Origin of the sequence: Pseudoalteromonas sp. C12FD-1 (genome assembly GCF_037414265.1) — a bacterium.
GTDB lineage: Bacteria > Pseudomonadota > Gammaproteobacteria > Enterobacterales > Alteromonadaceae > Pseudoalteromonas.
Genome location: NZ_JBBEVD010000049.1, coordinates 31,564 through 49,869, shown reverse-complemented (window position 1 = coordinate 49,869; position 18,306 = coordinate 31,564). Strand labels below are relative to the sequence as shown.

Annotated in this window: 13 protein-coding genes; 3 read left to right on the top strand and 10 right to left on the bottom strand. The window is 41.0% G+C overall.

All coding sequences use genetic code 11. The annotated features are described in order from the left end of the window. Positions 1-26: 26 nt before the first annotated feature. Both pepQ and WDB87_RS06225 read right to left on the bottom strand, forming a co-directional pair. Positions 27-1,349 carry a Xaa-Pro dipeptidase gene (gene pepQ / locus WDB87_RS06230; RefSeq protein ID WP_286245692.1) on the bottom strand — a complete coding sequence of 441 codons (1,323 nt, stop codon included), beginning with the start codon at positions 1,347-1,349 and terminating at the stop codon, positions 27-29. A gap of 174 nt (positions 1,350-1,523) precedes the next feature. Further along, positions 1,524-3,410, bottom strand: coding sequence for a transglycosylase SLT domain-containing protein (locus WDB87_RS06225; RefSeq protein WP_337849371.1), 1,887 nt, complete (start codon positions 3,408-3,410; stop codon positions 1,524-1,526). A 295-nt stretch (positions 3,411-3,705) separates the two neighbouring features. Here WDB87_RS06225 and fadB point away from each other — a divergent pair, with 295 nt between their 5' ends. The 3 genes from fadB (at position 3,706) to tusA (ending at position 7,522) form a co-directional block, all read left to right on the top strand. After that, the gene (gene fadB, locus WDB87_RS06220; protein ID WP_286245690.1) at positions 3,706-5,865 is read left to right on the top strand and encodes a fatty acid oxidation complex subunit alpha FadB; all 2,160 of its coding nucleotides are present in this window, start codon (positions 3,706-3,708) and stop codon (positions 5,863-5,865) included. A 4-nt stretch (positions 5,866-5,869) separates the two neighbouring features. Then, entirely contained in the window at positions 5,870-7,039 is a 1,170-nt protein-coding gene (gene fadA, locus WDB87_RS06215; RefSeq protein ID WP_055016201.1) for an acetyl-CoA C-acyltransferase FadA, read from the top strand. Positions 7,040-7,282: 243 nt separating this feature from the next. After that, positions 7,283-7,522, top strand: coding sequence for a sulfurtransferase TusA (tusA, locus tag WDB87_RS06210; protein WP_055016202.1), 240 nt, complete (start codon positions 7,283-7,285; stop codon positions 7,520-7,522). Between the two features lie 76 nt (positions 7,523-7,598). Here the strand turns inward: tusA and WDB87_RS06205 are convergent, their stop codons facing one another. The 8 genes from WDB87_RS06205 to dnaA all read right to left on the bottom strand — a co-directional run bounded on the left by WDB87_RS06205 (position 7,599) and on the right by dnaA (position 18,250). Further along, positions 7,599-8,123 carry an REP-associated tyrosine transposase gene (locus WDB87_RS06205; RefSeq protein ID WP_286245688.1) on the bottom strand — a complete coding sequence of 175 codons (525 nt, stop codon included), beginning with the start codon at positions 8,121-8,123 and terminating at the stop codon, positions 7,599-7,601. A 433-nt stretch (positions 8,124-8,556) separates the two neighbouring features. Continuing rightward, entirely contained in the window at positions 8,557-9,006 is a 450-nt protein-coding gene (locus tag WDB87_RS06200) for a hypothetical protein (protein ID WP_286245687.1), read from the bottom strand. A 72-nt stretch (positions 9,007-9,078) separates the two neighbouring features. Then, a complete protein-coding gene (gene glyS, locus WDB87_RS06195; protein WP_337849370.1) occupies positions 9,079-11,148 on the bottom strand; it encodes a glycine--tRNA ligase subunit beta in 2,070 nt (689 codons plus the stop codon). A 2-nt stretch (positions 11,149-11,150) separates the two neighbouring features. Further along, a complete protein-coding gene (glyQ, locus tag WDB87_RS06190; protein WP_004588055.1) occupies positions 11,151-12,053 on the bottom strand; it encodes a glycine--tRNA ligase subunit alpha in 903 nt (300 codons plus the stop codon). 140 nt (positions 12,054-12,193) lie between these two features. Continuing rightward, the gene (gene gyrB / locus WDB87_RS06185) at positions 12,194-14,620 is read right to left on the bottom strand and encodes a DNA topoisomerase (ATP-hydrolyzing) subunit B (RefSeq protein ID WP_286245685.1); all 2,427 of its coding nucleotides are present in this window, start codon (positions 14,618-14,620) and stop codon (positions 12,194-12,196) included. A gap of 12 nt (positions 14,621-14,632) precedes the next feature. Beyond that, on the bottom strand, positions 14,633-15,727 hold the full coding sequence (gene recF, locus WDB87_RS06180; protein ID WP_337849369.1) for a DNA replication/repair protein RecF: 1,095 nt from the start codon (positions 15,725-15,727) through the stop codon (positions 14,633-14,635). 14 nt (positions 15,728-15,741) lie between these two features. After that, entirely contained in the window at positions 15,742-16,845 is a 1,104-nt protein-coding gene (dnaN, locus tag WDB87_RS06175; protein ID WP_286245684.1) for a DNA polymerase III subunit beta, read from the bottom strand. A 13-nt stretch (positions 16,846-16,858) separates the two neighbouring features. Further along, positions 16,859-18,250 (bottom strand): chromosomal replication initiator protein DnaA, encoded by a 1,392-nt coding sequence (gene dnaA / locus WDB87_RS06170; RefSeq protein WP_004588059.1) that lies wholly within the window; start codon positions 18,248-18,250, stop codon positions 16,859-16,861. Between the last annotated feature and the right edge of the window lie 56 nt (positions 18,251-18,306).

The window sequence follows — 18,306 nt, the reverse complement described above, 5'->3', positions numbered from 1 at the left end:
GGATTGGCGAGCTAGTCTTTATTAGCTTAGTCGAGCGCTAAATCACGAGTCATATTTTCTAGGCTGTCTTCGTGAACAATAATATTATCTTCAATACGAATACCGCCGTATGGTTTTAACGACTCGATTTTTTCCCAGTTAATAAACTGCTTACTGTCGGTTTGCGCTAAATCACCTAATAATGAGTCTATAAAGTAAAGCCCAGGCTCAATAGTAAACACTTGGTTTTTCTCTATTTTACGAGTACAACGCAAGAATGGGTGCCCTTCTGGCGATGGCTGGTGGGTGCCTGTATCATCACGCATAAAGCCGCCCATATCGTGTACTTGTAAACCAAGGTGATGGCCCAAACCATGAGGGAAAAATGTGGAGGTAATTTTACGTTCAACAATTTCTGTTGCGGGTAAGTTTACAATATTGAAGTCGCTAAGAATTTGCGCAATACGGTTATGACAATCAACGTGTAAATCACCATACAACATACCTGGCTTTAATGCGTTGCCTAGCTCAATTTGTATTTGCGTCATTGTTTGTATTAGCTCAGCAAATTCACCCTGCTTTTTAAAATCGTAGGTACGGGTTATGTCTGCGGCATACCCATTAAAGTTTGCGCCAGCATCGATTAAAAACGAATTATGAGTAAGTGGTGCCTTTGGCTCAAAATGCGTGTAATGCAAAATAGCGCAGTTTTCGTTAAGCGCGACTATGTTGCCATACGGCATTTCGTTTTCGCTTTGGCGTGTAGCCATAAGGTAGGCTTGCTGAATATCAAATTCGCTACCACCGTTGTAAAACGTATCGCGCGCAGCTTTGTGGCCATCTACTGCAATACGGTTAGCTTGGCGTAAACATTCAAGCTCGTACTGCGTTTTATAAGCGCGGTTATAATGAAAGTAATTAAGTACTGGCTCTGGGTTCATAATACTAAAGCCAAGCGCTTGTGCTACCTCTAAGTATTCGCCCATGTAAGCGTATTTAGCTTTATCGTACGGTAATAGTTTTTCTACTTGATCAGGCTGTAGCAATAGTTCTATATCAAAATACTCAGCCCAAAAATCGCGTGGCTCGTCGGGTACTTTGTGCCAAAAATCAACTGGGCGGTAAAAAATAAGCTTAGGTTTATCACTACCATTTACCACAATCCAACAATGCGAATTATCAATAACAGGAAGCCATGCTTTAAAGTGCGGATTAACTTTAAATGGGTAATACATGTCGTCTAAAAACTGGCGCTTAGCTTGGCCTGAGTGAATAACTAAACCCTCGAGCCCTTCACGGTCACAAATTGTACGCGTACGTTGTTGTAATGTGGCAATATGCTCTGCATATAAAACGGCTAATTTATCCATTGTTAATCCATCTGTTAAATTTAACTTGCTTTGAGTCTACCACTTAAACGTAAAGCGCTCAAAAAAGGGGGATATTTAACATGTAAATATCCCCCTATGCTAATACCCGTTGTGCTAAGTTATTAGCCCTTTATTTAGCATGCTAAGATAACTAAATATTTAAGCCGATTGATATTATCCGCCCATTTTCATTTTGAGTAACGGCGCAAGTACATTTCCTTCTCGGCCCATTCGGGTGTGGTAAACCTGCCTGTAAGCAAACACATTTTTTACGTAATCTCGCGTTTCTCTATAGGGGATCAGCTCAACCCAAAGCTCTGCGGGTATCGCTTCATCTGGTAACCAACGCTTAATACGATGATACCCTGCGTTATAAGATGCCGTAGCGAGTATTTCGTTACCTTTGTTTTTCTTTTTTAAGTACTGTAAGTAGCTAGTACCTAAGCGTATATTGGTTTTAGGTTGATACAAACGCGTACTCGATACTGATGCTTTGTTAACGTATTCTGCCGTGCTAGGTAGCAGCTGCATCAAGCCACGCGCATTTGCATGCGAACGCGCATCGGGTGCAAACGAGCTTTCACGCCGTGCAATGGCAATACTCCACGCGGGATCTATTTTGCTACGCTTACTGTAGCGCTCAAATATATCCTGAAATGCAAACGGAAAACGCAGCTCAACATAATCCCACGCTTTTATTTTAGCTAGCGTGAAAATAACGTTATCGTGCCAATTGTTTTGCGCTGCCACTTTTGAGGCGGCTAGTTTCTCTTCATCGGTAGAGGTGTTCGTTAAGTAATTCCATTCTCGCCGTGCAGAGGTAAAACGCTCGAGTTCGTAAAGTGCTTTTGCCCGTTTAAAGCCCGGCGCATTTATTACTTTATCTACCAATTTTTGATCAACCTCCAAAGGCTGATTATTTAAATCAACCGGCAGCCCTAATCGTGCCGCCGCTAAAAAACCATAGTAGTCGCGGTTAGCGGCCACTTTAGCCCAAATTTCGTCTGCTTTTTGTTGCTCGCCTCGCTTAGCATAGCTATAAGCAAGCCAATATTGCTGCCCTAAACTTAAATCGTCTTTACCCGTAAAAAAGGCCGCTATACCTTCCCAATCTTGGGTTTTGAGCATATTACCAAGTTGCCATTGAATTAACTTTTTATCTTGGCGTGCTTTAGGCACTTTATTGAGCCAAAAACTGGCCTGTTTATGCCCACTTGAGGCAAGCGATAAAGCAAACGAGTAATATAAATCTGCTTTTTCTTCATCGCTGTAATTAAACATTTTTTCAAGCTTTTGCCAGGCTCTTAAAGCCAGCTCTTTATCGCGCCAAATCAAACGCTTAACGCCATAAATAGCTATTTCACTCTCTTTAGCCGATTTATTTTTATAACGGTATAAACCAGCCGCTGCACTTGGGTCGCGTCGTACTTTTAAATATAAGTCAGCTAAGTAACGCTCATTTTTAGGTAGCAGCGTTTTTAAATACGGTAATAGGTTTTGTGTGCCACCTTGCGCTGCAAGCGTTATGCGCTTCCATACCAGCTCGCTGTTTAAATAACCTTTTTTACGCCAAAGCGAAAATAGCGAGTCGCACTCATTCGGTTGCGATTTCCCCACCGCCCATAAGTCGGTAACCTGATTAAAAATGGCTTTTTCTGGCGCCCCTAAATCAAGCTGAAAGTCTAAATAAGTACAGGTAAGCTCAGCATTTGAGGTTTCGCGATAATTACGAATATAGGCCGCTTTTTTATTGTTTTTTTCAAGATACTCTAGCCATGCTCTACGAACCGGCCACTCCAGCGGAGTATGTTCATAAATGGTTAGGTAATCTTCTATCTCGCTTTGGTATTTAAAATTGGGATGGCGTTGCCAGTATGTTTTTTCGACATAGGGCTTTAGCGGATGCTCTAACCCGTTTATTGCTTCTTTAAAGTCTTGGTAGCTTCCATAGCGTACTTTTTTTTCAGCATCTAAAAACGCGTCATTATCTATACTCGCTTGGGCAGAACTAAAAGGAAGAATAAAGGCAGCTGCCAAAGCGCTTAATAAAATTTTTTTCATAATATCCTTTAGGTTTAACGACCTGTCAGGGTTAATAATTTCCAGTTTGAGACACTAAAACAATAATGAGAGTGCCTTTAATAAAGTATGAACAACATTTACTTTACGCACTCATAATAATTAATGAGTACCTTTAGTACATTCCAGTACACCTTAGCACCAAACCAGCTATATTTTAACCAACCGTTTGTAACCGAGTTAAATTTTTCGTTGCATTTTAATTTTAAAGCAAGCACACTGGTCGAAATGCAAACTCATCGTACCAGTCTTAGTTCGTCAACTAGGGAGAATAATAATGTTATATAAAAGCGATTCCTTTGAAGTTAGCTTCCTAAAGGAAAACATCGCCGAGTTTAAGTTTTGTGTTGCAGGCTCTGTAAACACACTATCTCAGCAAACTCTTTCAGATTGTGCAGCCGCATTAAAAGAATTAGCGTCTAATTCTGATATTAAAGGCATGATTTTTACCAGTGATAAAGATCACTTTATTATTGGTGCAGATATCTTCGAATTTTTACCAACATTTACTAAACCAGAAGAAGAATTAGTAACGTGGATTAAAAACGCAACCGACGTTTTTGACGCAATCGAAGATTTACCATTCCCAACCCTTAGCGCTATAAATGGCTTGGCCCTTGGTGGTGGATGTGAGTGGGCACTTGCTACCGATTATCGTGTTGCAAGCGAAACAGCTAAAATGGGCTTACCAGAAGTTAAACTAGGCATTATGCCTGGTTTTGGTGGCACAGTGCGTTTACCACGCATTATCGGCGCAGATAACGCCATGCTTTGGATTACCTCAGGCGCTGAAAACCGCGCAGCCGATGCCCTTAAAGTAGGCGCGTTTGACGCGGTAGTTAGTGCTGACAAACTTTTAGAGTCAAGCCTAGCAACACTTGAATTAGCTATTGCTGGCAAGCTAGATTGGCAAGCAAAACGCAACGTAAAACTACAGCCACTGAAATTAAACCGTGTTGAGCAAGGTATGAGCTTTGCTATGGCTGAAGGTATGGTAATGGGTAAAACCAAAGGCCACTATCCTGCTCCGGTTATGGCAGTACGTACTATTAAAGCAGCGGCAAACTGTGATCGTACCGAAGCAATGGCAATCGAAAATGCTAACTTTGCAAAACTTGCACGCACTAACGAAGCTGCAGCACAAACCGGTATTTTCTTAAATGACCAGTTCATTAAAGGCAAAGCACGTAAACTTGCTAAGCACAGCGATGTTGAAATTAAACAAGCTGCTGTATTAGGCGCAGGTATCATGGGTGGCGGTATTGCATACCAGTCGGCTTATAAAGGTACCCCTATTGTAATGAAAGACATCCAACAGGATGCGCTAGATTTAGGTATGGGTGAAGCGTCTAAACTACTTGGTGCTAAAGTTAAACGCGGCCACATGCCAATGGAAAAAATGTTGGCAACGCTTAGCAAAATTAAGCCAACACTTAACGATGCCGACCTACAAAACGCCAACATTATTGTTGAAGCCGTAGTAGAAAACCCTAAAGTTAAGCAATCAGTATTAGCCGACCTTGAAAAGAACATGCCTGAAGGCACTGTACTTACATCAAACACATCGACTATTTGTATTGATTTGCTTGCAGAAGCACTCGATAAGCCAGAAAATTTCTGTGGTATGCACTTTTTCAACCCAGTGCCAAAAATGCCATTAGTAGAAATTATCCGTGGTGCAAAAACCTCTGATAAAACAATTAACGCAGTCGTTGATTACGCCCTTAAACTTGGCAAGTCACCTATTGTTGTTAACGATTGCCCAGGCTTTTTTGTAAACCGTGTTTTATTCCCTTACTTTGCAGGCTTTAGCAAATTAGTGGTTGAAGGCGCTGATTTTACAAAAGTAGATAAAGTAATGGAAAACGTATTTGGCTGGCCAATGGGCCCAGCTTACCTACTTGATGTTGTAGGTATTGATACGGCTTATCATTGTACTGGCGTAATGGCAGACGGTTTCCCTGAGCGTATGGCACGTGCAGAAAAAGATCCGGTTACTGTTTTTGCTAACGAAAAACGTTTTGGTCAAAAGAACAAAGCAGGCTTTTACAAGTACGAAACAGACCGTCGTGGTCGCCTTAAAAAATCAACCGATGCAACAGCAGTTGAGCTACTAGCGCCAATTACTGATGCACCTAAAGAATTTGATAAACAAGAAATCATTGACCGTTGTATGATCCCAATGATCAACGAAGTACTACTTTGTTTACAAGAAGGCATTGTTGCTTCTCCTCAAGAAGCAGATATGGCCCTTGTATACGGCGTTGGTTTCCCTCCATTTAGAGGCGGCGCGTTCCGTTACTTAGATCAAACGGGTTTAGCTAACTTTGTTGCAGCAGCAGACAAATATGCTCACCTAGGTGCGATTTACCAAGTATCAGAGCAAACTCGCAAATGGGCCGAAGAAGGTCATGTTTTCTATAAGGTGGAAGGTTAATATCATGAATAATCCAGTAATTGTAGATTGTATCCGCACACCAATGGGTCGCTCAAAGGGTGGCGTATTTAAAAACAAGCGTGCGGAAGATTTAAGTGCTCACCTTATGAAAGGGTTATTAGAGCGCAACCCAGCAGTTGATCCTGCATCAATTGACGATATTTATTGGGGCTGTGTACAGCAAACATTAGAGCAAGGCTTTAACGTTGCACGTAACGCATCACTGCTTGCAGGTATTCCACACTCTGTTCCTGCTACAACTGTTAACCGTTTATGTGGCTCGTCAATGCAAGCATTGCATGACGCTGCTCGCGCAATTATGACAGGCGCTGGCGACACTTACCTAATTGGTGGTGTTGAGCACATGGGCCACGTACCTATGACCCACGGTAACGACTTTCACCCAGGCTTAGCTACATCAATTGCACAAGCATCTGGCTCTATGGGTTTAACAGCAGAATACCTTGCTACTATTCACGGAATTAGCCGTCAACAGCAAGACGAGTTTGCTTATCGCTCACATCAACGTGCACATGCTGCAACAGTTGAAGGACGCTTCCGCCGCGAAATTTTAGCAATGGAAGGTCATGCAGCAGATGGTTCACTTATTCTAGTTGAAGATGATGAAGTAATTCGTCCTGAAACAACCGTTGAAGGTTTATCTCAGCTTCGCCCTGTATTTAATCCAGCTTCTGGCTCGGTTACTGCGGGTACATCTTCTGCACTTTCTGATGGCGCATCAGCGATGTTAGTAATGAGCGAAGAAAAAGCAAAAGAGCTAGGTTTACCAATTCGTGCACGTGTTAAAGCAATGGCGGTTGCCGGTTGCGATCCATCAATCATGGGTTACGGCCCAGTACCAGCAAGTAAAAAAGCATTAGCGCAAGCTGGCCTTACTATTGATGACATTGACGTAGCAGAGCTTAACGAAGCCTTTGCAGCACAGTCACTGCCTGTACTTAAAGACTTAGGTTTAGCAGACGTGGTAGACGAAAAAGTGAATTTAAACGGCGGCGCAATCGCACTTGGTCACCCTCTGGGTTGTTCGGGTTCGCGCATTAGCACCTCGCTTATTCACTTAATGGAAGACAAAAACGCAAAATACGGTTTAGCAACTATGTGTATTGGTTTAGGCCAAGGTATAGCGACTGTATTTGAACGTGTTCAAGACTAACTATTAGCTTAAACATGTAAACCATCTTGGTGATTAAAAAGGCGAACTGATGCAAATCAGCTCGCCTTTTTTATTACGCCACCAACTAAATGAATAATGTGATCGGGTGTATTAAATTTAAGCCAGATTGCTTTTTACTTTATTGAGCTGATTCGTTATATGCAAAATAGTTAACCCACAGGTTTATTTGCGCTAAACTACCCGACCTAACCAAGCCGCGACTATTTTTACAGGTAACTTTTTATGAGCTTTGATAACCCCGATCACCAATTAGACGCCATGGGCCTGCGCTGCCCAGAACCTGTAATGATGATTCGCGCAGCTATTCGCAAAATTAATGACGGCGAAACACTGCTTATTATTGCCGACGACCCATCAACCACTCGCGATATTCCGAGCTTTTGTACGTTTATGGATCACACGCTGGTGGCTAAAGATGTTGAAGAAGCACCGTATAGGTATGTGGTGAAGAAAGGGCTTTAAGGTTTGAAAGTTGGTTTTTTTAATATTTAACGCATCGTTAAGAACATAACCCAACTTGTTTTATACCACCGAAATATTATTCATCATACAAAGTGCATGAATCACTATTGCAATGCCAATATTGGCTTAGTTTAGAATTTTTAACGTATTGATGAAAGCTTGAAAATGGCCAATCACTCACTTTAATAACATGGTTATGTTTCACCGGGTTGTAGTGAATATAATTAATATGGTTGTTTAAGTCTTCTTCATCCCTAATTTTATGTTCCCAATAGCGACGCTGCCAAATCCCGCGCTCACCTTTGGCTATTCGACTTTTATTACAAAACTCCGTTGATGGCAGCTCTCGAGAAAAGCCTGATTTAATAAGTCGCCAACGCATTGCGTAATTACTATCTCCTTTAGGTAATTGCCAAATAGCATGAAGGTGATCGGGCATGATAACAATTGCAATCGTCTTTATTGGATGCTTTTTTGCCACCTTTAAATATACACGGCGTAATAACTCTATATTTTCCACAAGCAAAGGCTGAGATCTATCTTCTAAATTTACCGTAAAAAAATAACATGCACCCGCCTCTAACATACGCTTATAACGCATATTTTTATCCATAAAATAAACAAGTAAATAAGAGTATAGATTAGTTTTGTTAATTGTAATCAAGACAAGTTTACGTAACTCAACGAATTTGATAACCACTAGCACAGTTCTATTCGCCGCATATGTTGGGTTTCGTTTCACTCTACCCAACCTACTTTAAATCTACTTATCCTTTATCACGCTTTTGATTTACGACTGTAATTAGACTAACTAAGCTCATAAATTTGATTGATTGCTTATAGTAATCAATCAAAATTATTCTTGATGTAGGTTGGGTTGAGTTTTACGAAACCCAACGTATTTGATAACCATCGAACAGCTTTATTCGCCGCACATGTTGGGTTTCGTTTCACTCTACCCAACCTACAACATCCTTGTCACAAATCTATAAACCCACTCGGGCAGCTAAAAGCTGACAGCTCTCAACTAACAGCTATTTCTTAGTAATCGTCACTTTCGGCTCATCATAATCACTGTAATCAATGCTTACTATGTACGTGCCTTTTATTGCTGGCGAGTAGCTAAAATAATTATAAATGGTATTACAGTCGGCAAGCACTGCTTGGCCAAGTGTTAGTTTTTGCCCTGCAGGTTGTGCATCGCTGTAGCCACAGTTGTAGCCTTCGCTAAAATCGGCGTCGGCTATTTTAAATTCGTACACTTTACCTGGCGTACTAAATTTAACTTCGGCTTGGTAAAGTGCGCCGCCCACTGGCATAAACTGATACTGAGGCTCGGCATCCCACAGTGTAAAGTCGCCTCTTAGGTAAATTGTTTTATCTAGCTCTTGTTGTGGTAATACATCGTTAATCGACACTTGGCTAGTACACGCGGTAAGTAGGCCGGCAATAGCCAGAGTTAAAATTCGTTTCATTGGCATCATTAATGGGTGTCCTTGGTTCTGTTAAAACTAAAAAGCCAGCAGTACGCTGGCTTTTTATTGGCTTAAGCTATGTTATTTTTGTAGTACAGATATATCTGCAATATCTAAAAATAAGCGGCTTAACTGGCTTAATAGCGCAAGACGATTTTGCTTTACAGCTTCATCGTCGGCCATAACCATAACGTTGTCAAAAAAGTTATCAACACTTTGGCGAATACCTGCCAATTGGCTTAATGCTTCTTGGTAGTTTCCATCTGCGTAAAGTGGTGCAAGTTCAGTGGCAAACTTAGCAACTTGTGAGGCAAGTGCTATTTCAGCGTCATCACTTAATAAGCTCTCATTCACATCACCTGCGGTGGTAATGTTATTTTTAGCTAATATATTACCTACACGCTTATTAGCTGCTGCAAGTGCCTCTGCGGCTTCTAACGTACGGAAGTGACTTACCGCTTTAACTCGGCGATCAAAATCAACAGGTTTAGTAGGACGACGTGCAAGCACAGCTTGAATTACGTCTACTTCAATGCCTTCGTCTTGATACCATGCGCGGAAACGCCCTAGCATAAAGTCAAATACGTCGGTTGATACATTTAGGTTAGTTAGTTTTTCGCCAAACAGTGTTTGTGCTTTTGCTACTAGGTCTAAAATATCCAGCGGAAGTTCTTTTTCTACCATGATGCGCAGTGCACCAATAGCGGCACGACGAAGTGCAAATGGGTCTTTGTCGCCTTTTGGTGCTTGGCCTATACCAAAAATACCCACCAGCGTATCAAACTTATCAGCAATGGCTACTGCACAGCTGATTAGATTTGTAGGTAAATTGTCGCCCGCAAAACGCGGCATATATTGCTCGTTTTGTGCAATAGCTACGTCTTCTGCTTCACCGTCAAAGCGCGCGTAATGCATACCCATTACACCTTGTACGTCGGTAAATTCCATTACCATTTCGGTCATTAAGTCTGTTTTACTTAATAGGCCAGCACGTTTTGCTAGATCTTTATCCGCACCTAGTTGCTCAGCAATGTATCCGGCAAGTTCGCTAATACGTACAGATTTATCTTTAAGCGTACCTAACTGCTTTTGGAATAAAACGGTATCTAGCGACTCTAAGCGGCTTTCTAGAGTTTTCTTTTTATCAGTCTCAAAGAAGAACTGCGCATCAGCTAAACGTGGGCGCACTACTTTTTCGTTACCTGAAATTACCACGCTTGGATCTTTACTTTCGATGTTAGATACAAACAAAAACTTATTTAAAAGTTTGCCGTTTTGATCTAATAACGGGAAGTATTTTTGATCGTCCTTCATGGTGTAAATTAGCGCTTCGGCTGGTACATCTAAAAATGCTTCTTCAAATGTTGCCGTTAACGTTACTGGCCACTCTACCAGTGAAGTAACTTCTTCTAATAAGTCTTCATCCATTGCAACAACCGCATTCACTGCGCTTGCAGCGTCTTCTATTTGTGCACGGATTTGCGCTTTACGCTGTTCGTAATCAGCAATAACGTAGGCAGATTTTAATACGTCAAAAACGTCGTCTGCATGGTTAATGGCGACTTTTTCTGGATGATGAAAACGGTGCCCTTGTAACTGATTAGTTACTTGCTTACCTAATATTTCACCTTCAATTAGTTCATCGCCAAATAAAATAGTTACGGTATGAACAGGACGAATAAATTGTGTTTTATTCGCACCCCAACGCATTGGCTTTGGTATTGGCAGCTTTGCTAACGACTTTGCAATGGCATCGCTCATTAGCGTTTTGGTTTCTTGTCCTGCTACTTTAGCAATATGTAGTAACCAAGCACCTTTATCGGTTTCAAGTGTTTGTGCTTCACTTACGTCAATACCACAACCACGTGCCCAACCCATAGCTGCTTTAGTTGGGTTACCTTCGCTATCGAATGCTGCTTTTGTTGCAGGGCCTCGTTTTTCAACTTCTTTATCTTGCTGCTTTGCTTCTAATGCTTTTACTTGCAAGCCTAAACGACGAGGCGATGCATACCAGCTTACGCCTTCATGCCCAAGTTCTAGTGTTTCAAGCTCTGCTGTTAAGTTAGCGGCAAAGGCCTCTGCTAATTTGCGCAGTGCTTTTGGTGGCAGCTCTTCGGTGCCAATTTCTACTAATAAATTTTGTGCTGTCATGCTTACTTATCCTTACACAGCGGGAAACCAAGCGCTTCACGTGCATCGTAATAACTTTGTGCACATGCTTTTGATAACGCTCTTACACGTAAAATATAACGTTGACGCTCAGTAACCGAAATTGCATGGCGCGCATCGAGTAAGTTAAATGCATGCGATGCTTTCATTACTTGCTCGTACGCAGGTAGTGGTAAGTTAGCTTCAATTAGCTTTTGGCTCTCAGCTTCACACTTATCAAACTGTGCAAATAAGTCATCTACGTTTGCGTGTTCAAAGTTGTAAGTAGATTGCTCTACTTCATTTTGATGGAATACATCACCGTATGTAACACGCCCTAATGGACCGTCTGCCCATACTAGGTCGTAAATACTGTCTACGCCTTGAATGTACATTGCTAAACGTTCTAGGCCGTAGGTAATTTCACCGGTTACAGGAGAGCACTCTAAGCCCCCTACTTGCTGAAAGTAAGTAAACTGCGTTACTTCCATGCCGTTTAACCAAATTTCCCAACCTAAGCCCCATGCACCTAATGTTGGCGATTCCCAGTTATCTTCTACAAAGCGCACTTCGTGCGTTAGGGTATCAATGCCCATCGCTTCTAAAGAGCCTAAGTAAAGCTCTTGAATGTTATCTGGTGATGGCTTTAGTACCACCTGAAATTGGTAGTAATGTTGTAAGCGGTTTGGGTTTTCACCATAGCGGCCATCGGTAGGACGGCGACACGGTTGTACGTATGCGCTCGACATTGGCTCTGGGCCAATAGATTTTAAGAATGTTTGCGGGTGAAATGTCCCTGCGCCCACTTCCATATCAAGTGGTTGAATAATGACACAGCCTTGCTGCGCCCAATAATCCTGTAAAGCCAGGATCAAACCTTGAAAGGTTTTAACGTCATATTTTTGCATATTTGGCTTTTTACTATCTGAAAGTAGCGTGAAAATTACCCTCAGTATACCTTGTGCACACGCAGGTTTTAAGCAGTTTGTGCGGTTGTTAAAATAAAAAAGGAGCCTTTAGGCTCCTTTTAAGATGTAAGTATAATTTTTTACACGTCTAAGTTAACTACGCGAAGAGCGTTCGTTTCGATAAAGTCTCGACGAGGCTCAACTTGATCGCCCATTAACGTTGCAAACAATTGATCTGCCGCTACAGCATCTTCAATTGTTACTTGTAACATACGACGAGCGCTAGGATCCATTGTGGTTTCCCACAGTTGGCTAGGGTTCATTTCACCTAATCCTTTATAGCGCTGAATATAGATCCCGCGCTTAGATTCTGCGATCAACCATTCCAAAGCATCCACAAAGTTATCAACAGGTTTTGTTTTCTCACCACGTTGAACATATGCGCCTTCTTTTAAGATGTTAGCGATCTTCGTACCAGTAACGGCAATGCGTTGGTAGTCGCGCGAGGCGATAAAGTCGTAATGTAATACGTGTGCTTTATCCACACCGTGCTGACGAATATTCACAACCGGGAAGTACAAGTTACGCTCTGCATCATGCTCTGTTCCAGCGTGGAAAATTGTTGCATCTTCATCACGTGCTACTAAGTCGTCAACTAACTCTTTAGTCCACTCAATTACTTTAGCTTCGTTAGATAAGTCTTCAACTTTTAACTCGCTTTGGTAAATTAAACGCTCCATTACCGTATTAGGATATTTACGTTTTAAGCGCTCAATTACTTTAACTGTGTTTTGGTAATCTTGTACTATTTGCTCAAGCGCTTCACCTTCAATTGCACTTGCATATTCGCTTGTGTAAAGCGCTGCATTGTTTAGTGCAAGTGATGTTAGGTAATCTACAAGTGCAGGATCATCTTTAATATAACGCTCTTGCTTACCTTTTTTCACTTTGTAAAGTGGTGGCTGTGCAATGTAAATGTAACCACGCTCAACAATTTCTGGCATTTGACGGTAGAAGAATGTTAGTAGCAATGTACGAATGTGAGAACCATCCACGTCCGCATCGGTCATGATAATGATGCTGTGGTAACGTAGTTTTTCTGGATCATATTCATCACGGCCAATACCACAACCTAGTGCTGTAATTAGCGTTGCTACTTCTTGTGAAGAAAGCATTTTATCAAAGCGTGCTTTCTCTACGTTTAAGATTTTACCTTTAAGTGGCAAAATTGCTTGGTTTTTACGATTACGACCCTGCTTGGCTGAACCGCCAGCTGAGTCACCCTCCACTATGTATAGTTCAGATAATGATGGGTCTTTTTCTTGGCAGTCTGCTAATTTACCAGGTAAACCAGCTAAATCCATAGCGCCTTTACGACGAGTCATTTCACGGGCTTTACGCGCCGCTTCACGAGCTCGTGCTGCATCAATAATTTTACCAACTACAATTTTGGCATCCATTGGGTTCTCTAGTAAGAAATCAGAGAACTTTTCAGCCATTGCTTGCTCAACCGCAGACTTAACTTCGCTTGATACTAGCTTGTCTTTAGTTTGTGATGAGAACTTAGGATCAGGTACTTTAACACTAACAACTGCAGTTAAGCCTTCACGTGCATCATCGCCCGTTGCGTTACTGGTTGTTTTAGCTTTTTTGTTAAAGCCTTCTTTTTCCATGTAGTTATTAAGCGTACGTGTTAGCGCAGATCTAAAGCCGGCTAAGTGAGTACCACCATCACGTTGTGGAATGTTGTTTGTAAAACAGTAAATGTTTTCTTGGAAACCATCGTTCCACTGCATTGAAACTTCAACGCTAATACCATCTTCCTCACGCTCGTGAGTAAAGTGGAATACACCTTTATGTACAGGTGTTTTATTGCGGTTTAAGTACTCAACAAACGCTTGAATACCGCCATCATACTTAAAGTGGTCGGTTTTATTTTCTTCGCGTTCATCAGTTAAGATGATACTTACACCAGAGTTCAAGAACGATAGCTCACGTAAACGCTTAGCTAAAATATCATAATGAAAATCTAGGTTTGTGAATGTTTCGCCACTTGGCCAAAAACGTAGTTCAGTACCCGTTGTGTCAGCGTCGCCAATAATAGCTAATGGAGCGTTTGGTACGCCCATACTGTAAGTTTGTTCGTGTAATTTGCCTTCACGACGAATAGTAAGTGTTAGTTTTTCTGATAATGCATTTACTACCGATACACCAACACCGTGTAAGCCACCTGATACTTTATAAGAGTTATCATCAAACTTACCACCAGCATGCAGTACCGTCATAATAACTTCGGCAGCAGACACACCTTCTTCTTCATGAATAGAAGTTGGAATACCACGACCGTTATCTCTTACAGAGACTGAACCGTCTAAGTGAATCGTTACATAAATATCATCACAATGACCTGCTAAGGCTTCATCGATAGAGTTATCAACGACCTCAAACACCATGTGGTGTAAGCCTGTGCCATCATCGGTGTCCCCTATATACATTCCAGGACGCTTTCTTACTGCGTCTAATCCTTTAAGTACTTTAATACTCGACGAATCGTAATTCTCAGACATGGTTAATCCCACTTATCTTGTTATTAGGTTGCCATGTTTCACGTGGAACATTTGTAGTTCTCGTTGCATGGGTTCCACCACAGCAGAAATACTTTCAGACAAAATTGAAGAAATAAAAATTTGAGAACTGCAATGAGCCAATAATTGTCCCACTTTCTCTTTTGTATCTTCGCCTAACTCTGAAGGTAAATCATCTATTAGCAATATAGATTGCTTATCTGTCTCTGACTCAATTAAACTATTTTGCGTTACTTTTAACGCATAAAGCAATAACTTCAATTGACCGCGCGAGAGCGTATTCTCTACACTATTGCCAGCGACACTAAAACTAAAGTCAGCCTTATGAGGGCCTTTACTTGTAAAACCTTGGCGAGCGTCTCGCTCAAAGTTTTGCTCTAATGCATCACTTAAAGACTCACTGTCTTTCCAGCCTGCATTAAAGTTGATTTCTAAATCGCGTATAAGCGTTAATTCTGCACACATTTTATCAAAAAACTGCTGCTTAAACCTACTTATATACGCCATTCTTAATTTATTTATTTGTTCTGCCAGTCTAACAAATTCTTTGTCCCAAAACCTAATTTGGTCAAAATAATTCTTTGGCTTGCTTTTTAATAATGCATTGCGTTGTTTAAGCACTTTATTAAACGATTGCCATAAATAAAAAAACTCATGTTCCACGTGGAACAAACCCAAATCTAAAAACTTACGTCGCTCTTTTGGGCCACCAAAAAACAATGAATAGCTTTCAGGTGTAATAATCTGCACAGGCATTAACTGTGCAAGTTCAGAGATTTTTCTACTGGCCTTGCCTTGTATTTTTAAATTAGTTTCACCACTTTGGGTTTTACTAATTCCAATAGGGATAGACAAGTCGTGTAGCGCTTTGCGGCCATGTATTACAAACTGATCTTGCTGATGTTGAATAATACTTTTATGTTTAGGTGTTCGAAAAGATTTGCCGTGAGAAAGGTAATAAATAGCCTCTAAAAGGCTGGTTTTTCCGCTGCCGTTTTCACCATAAATTATATTAACGCCGTTGACTGGTTCTAGCGTCAGTGCCTCAATATTACGAAAATACTTGAGGCTCAAGTGACTTAAACTCATTTATAATGGGTATCTTATAATCGCATAGGCATAACCACGTACATTGCTTCTTCATCACCCGCACCTTCAATAAGTGCGCTGCTATTTGAATCTGCTAATGTAAATAGTACATCTTCTGTTTTTAATGTATTTAGTACATCTAATACATACGATACGTTAAAACCAATTTCTAACTCATCACCCTCATACATTACTTCTACTATTTCCTCAGCCTCTTCTTGCTCAGGGTTATTAGCCGTAATTTTAAGTAAGCCATTGGCAAGGTTTAAACGCACACCTCTAAATTTTTCGTTAGATAAAATAGACACACGTTGAAACGCATTACGTAACCATTCACGGTTAGCGGTAATTACTTTATCTCCACCACGCGGTAATACTCGGCGGTAATCCGGGAAACGGCCATCCACTAGCTTGCTGGTAAAAGTAAATTCCACATCAATAATACGAATATGATTAGCGCCAAATTGAATAGTAACTAATTCTTCATCGGCAACCATAAGGCGCATAATTTCTTGCACACCTTTACGCGGTATTATTAGTTGGCGCTGCGTATTTAACGATTGGCTTAATTCTTTTTGTGCGATTGCTAAACGGTGACCATCAGTGGCGACTGTTTTAATATCCGCGTTATCAACTTCAAACGACATACCATTTAAGTAGTAACGTACATCTTGGTTAGCCATTGAAAAATGCGTGCTTTCGAGCAACTTACGTAACTCTAAACGCGTTAGTTGAAACTCAACCTCGCCATCCCACTGCTCTAAATTAGGAAAATCTTCCGCGGCAAGTGTAGTCAGTGAAAAGCGGCTTTTACCACTTGTTAATAGCAGTTGATGCTCTTGCAAGCTCAACGTAAGCTCAGAGCCATCTGGTAGGCTTTTACAAATATCGAGTAATTTTTTAGCAGGTAGTGTTAACTTTGTATCGGCAATATCATCACCAACAAAAACACCTGCAACGAGTTCAATTTCAAGGTCTGTGCCTGTCATTGAAAGTTGCCCATTTTCTACCACTAACAGTACATTAGATAATATAGGTAACGTATGTTTACGCTCAATGGCACCCGATACTTGCACTAATGGCTTTAAAAATTGTTCTCTTGAAATGGTTATTTGCATAATAAAGTCAGCCCTAAGATGACAACGTTCTTATTAAATTTTGATAATCTTCTTTTATTTCGTGGCTCTCATCACGGAGTGATTTAACCTTACGACACGCATGTAATACAGTGGTGTGGTCACGTCCACCAAATGCGTCACCAATCTCAGGTAAACTGTGATTAGTTAATTCTTTAGATAATGCCATAGCTACTTGCCGCGGCCTTGCGATAGAGCGGCTACGACGCTTTGATAACAGATCTGACACACGAATTCTGTAATACTCGGCCACGGTGCGCTGTATGTTGTCTATAGTGACAAGTTTATCTTGTAGTGCCAATAAATCGCGCAGCGCTTCTTTTACAAAGTCGATAGAAATTGGACGCCCGGTAAAATTAGCATTGGCTATTACACGGTTAAGCGCGCCTTCTAATTCACGTACGTTTGAGCGCAGTTTTTTAGCGATAAAAAAGGCAACTTCGTGCGGTAAATTAATTTTACTTTGCTGCGCTTTTTTCATCAAAATAGCTACGCGCGTTTCAAGCTCTGGCGGCTCTATAGCAATTGTTAAACCCCAACCAAAACGTGACTTAAGTCTGTCTTCTACACCTTCTATTTCTTTTGGGTAGCGGTCAGAGGTTAAAATAATTTGCTGATTACCTTCTAATAATGCATTAAAAGTATGAAAAAATTCTTCTTGTGAGCGCTCTTTATTAGCAAAAAATTGAATATCATCAATCATTAGCGCATCTACACTACGGTAATAACGTTTGAATTCTTCAATGGCATTATTTTGTAGTGCTTTTACCATGTCTTGCACAAAGCGCTCAGAATGCATGTAAACAATTTTAGCATCGGGCTTGTTAGCCATAATGCCATTACCTACTGCATGTAATAAGTGAGTTTTACCTAAGCCTGTGCCACCGTAAATAAATACCGGGTTAAAGGCAGAGCCAGGGTTATCTGCAACTTGTGTTGCAGCCGCTTTTGCTAGCTGGTTAGATTTACCCTCAACAAAGCTGTCAAAGGTATAGTTATCTTTTATATTAGATTTATACCCTGATTTAGGCGCAGGTTCTACTGCTGCTTTTTGTTCTACAGGTTGCTGTTTAGCAGGAGCCTGTGAACTAGGTGATGCAGGGGCTTCAACACTTGGCGCCGCCGCTTGAGTATTTAGTAGTGGTTTACTACCAACATCAAAACGTAACTCGGGCGCTTCATCACCACAAATTTCTACCAGTAACTCATTAATACGGTTTAAATACTTTTCTCTTACCCAATCAAGAACAAAGCGATTAGGTGCGTAAATCGTTAAGGTATCTTCGGTACTTTCTGCTTGTAGTGGTCTTACCCACATACTGAATTGTTGCGAAGGCAACTCATCTTGCAATACATATAAACAACTTTGCCAAACCGACAGATACACAGTTAAACTCCCAGAGGTATAATTTTTATTCCCGCACATCAATAATGATTAAAAAT

What these genes read in the sequence shown, in the direction of transcription:
- pepQ (WP_286245692.1), bottom strand. Translation starts at nt 1,349, where the DNA reads ATGGATAAATTAGCCGTTTTATATGCAGAGCATATTGCCACATTACAA.
- WDB87_RS06225 (WP_337849371.1), bottom strand. Translation starts at nt 3,410, where the DNA reads ATGAAAAAAATTTTATTAAGCGCTTTGGCAGCTGCCTTTATTCTTCCT.
- fadB (WP_286245690.1), top strand. Translation starts at nt 3,706, where the DNA reads ATGTTATATAAAAGCGATTCCTTTGAAGTTAGCTTCCTAAAGGAAAAC.
- fadA (WP_055016201.1), top strand. Translation starts at nt 5,870, where the DNA reads ATGAATAATCCAGTAATTGTAGATTGTATCCGCACACCAATGGGTCGC.
- tusA (WP_055016202.1), top strand. Translation starts at nt 7,283, where the DNA reads ATGAGCTTTGATAACCCCGATCACCAATTAGACGCCATGGGCCTGCGC.
- WDB87_RS06205 (WP_286245688.1), bottom strand. Translation starts at nt 8,123, where the DNA reads ATGCGTTATAAGCGTATGTTAGAGGCGGGTGCATGTTATTTTTTTACG.
- WDB87_RS06200 (WP_286245687.1), bottom strand. Translation starts at nt 9,006, where the DNA reads ATGATGCCAATGAAACGAATTTTAACTCTGGCTATTGCCGGCCTACTT.
- glyS (WP_337849370.1), bottom strand. Translation starts at nt 11,148, where the DNA reads ATGACAGCACAAAATTTATTAGTAGAAATTGGCACCGAAGAGCTGCCA.
- glyQ (WP_004588055.1), bottom strand. Translation starts at nt 12,053, where the DNA reads ATGCAAAAATATGACGTTAAAACCTTTCAAGGTTTGATCCTGGCTTTA.
- gyrB (WP_286245685.1), bottom strand. Translation starts at nt 14,620, where the DNA reads ATGTCTGAGAATTACGATTCGTCGAGTATTAAAGTACTTAAAGGATTA.
- recF (WP_337849369.1), bottom strand. Translation starts at nt 15,727, where the DNA reads ATGAGTTTAAGTCACTTGAGCCTCAAGTATTTTCGTAATATTGAGGCA.
- dnaN (WP_286245684.1), bottom strand. Translation starts at nt 16,845, where the DNA reads ATGCAAATAACCATTTCAAGAGAACAATTTTTAAAGCCATTAGTGCAA.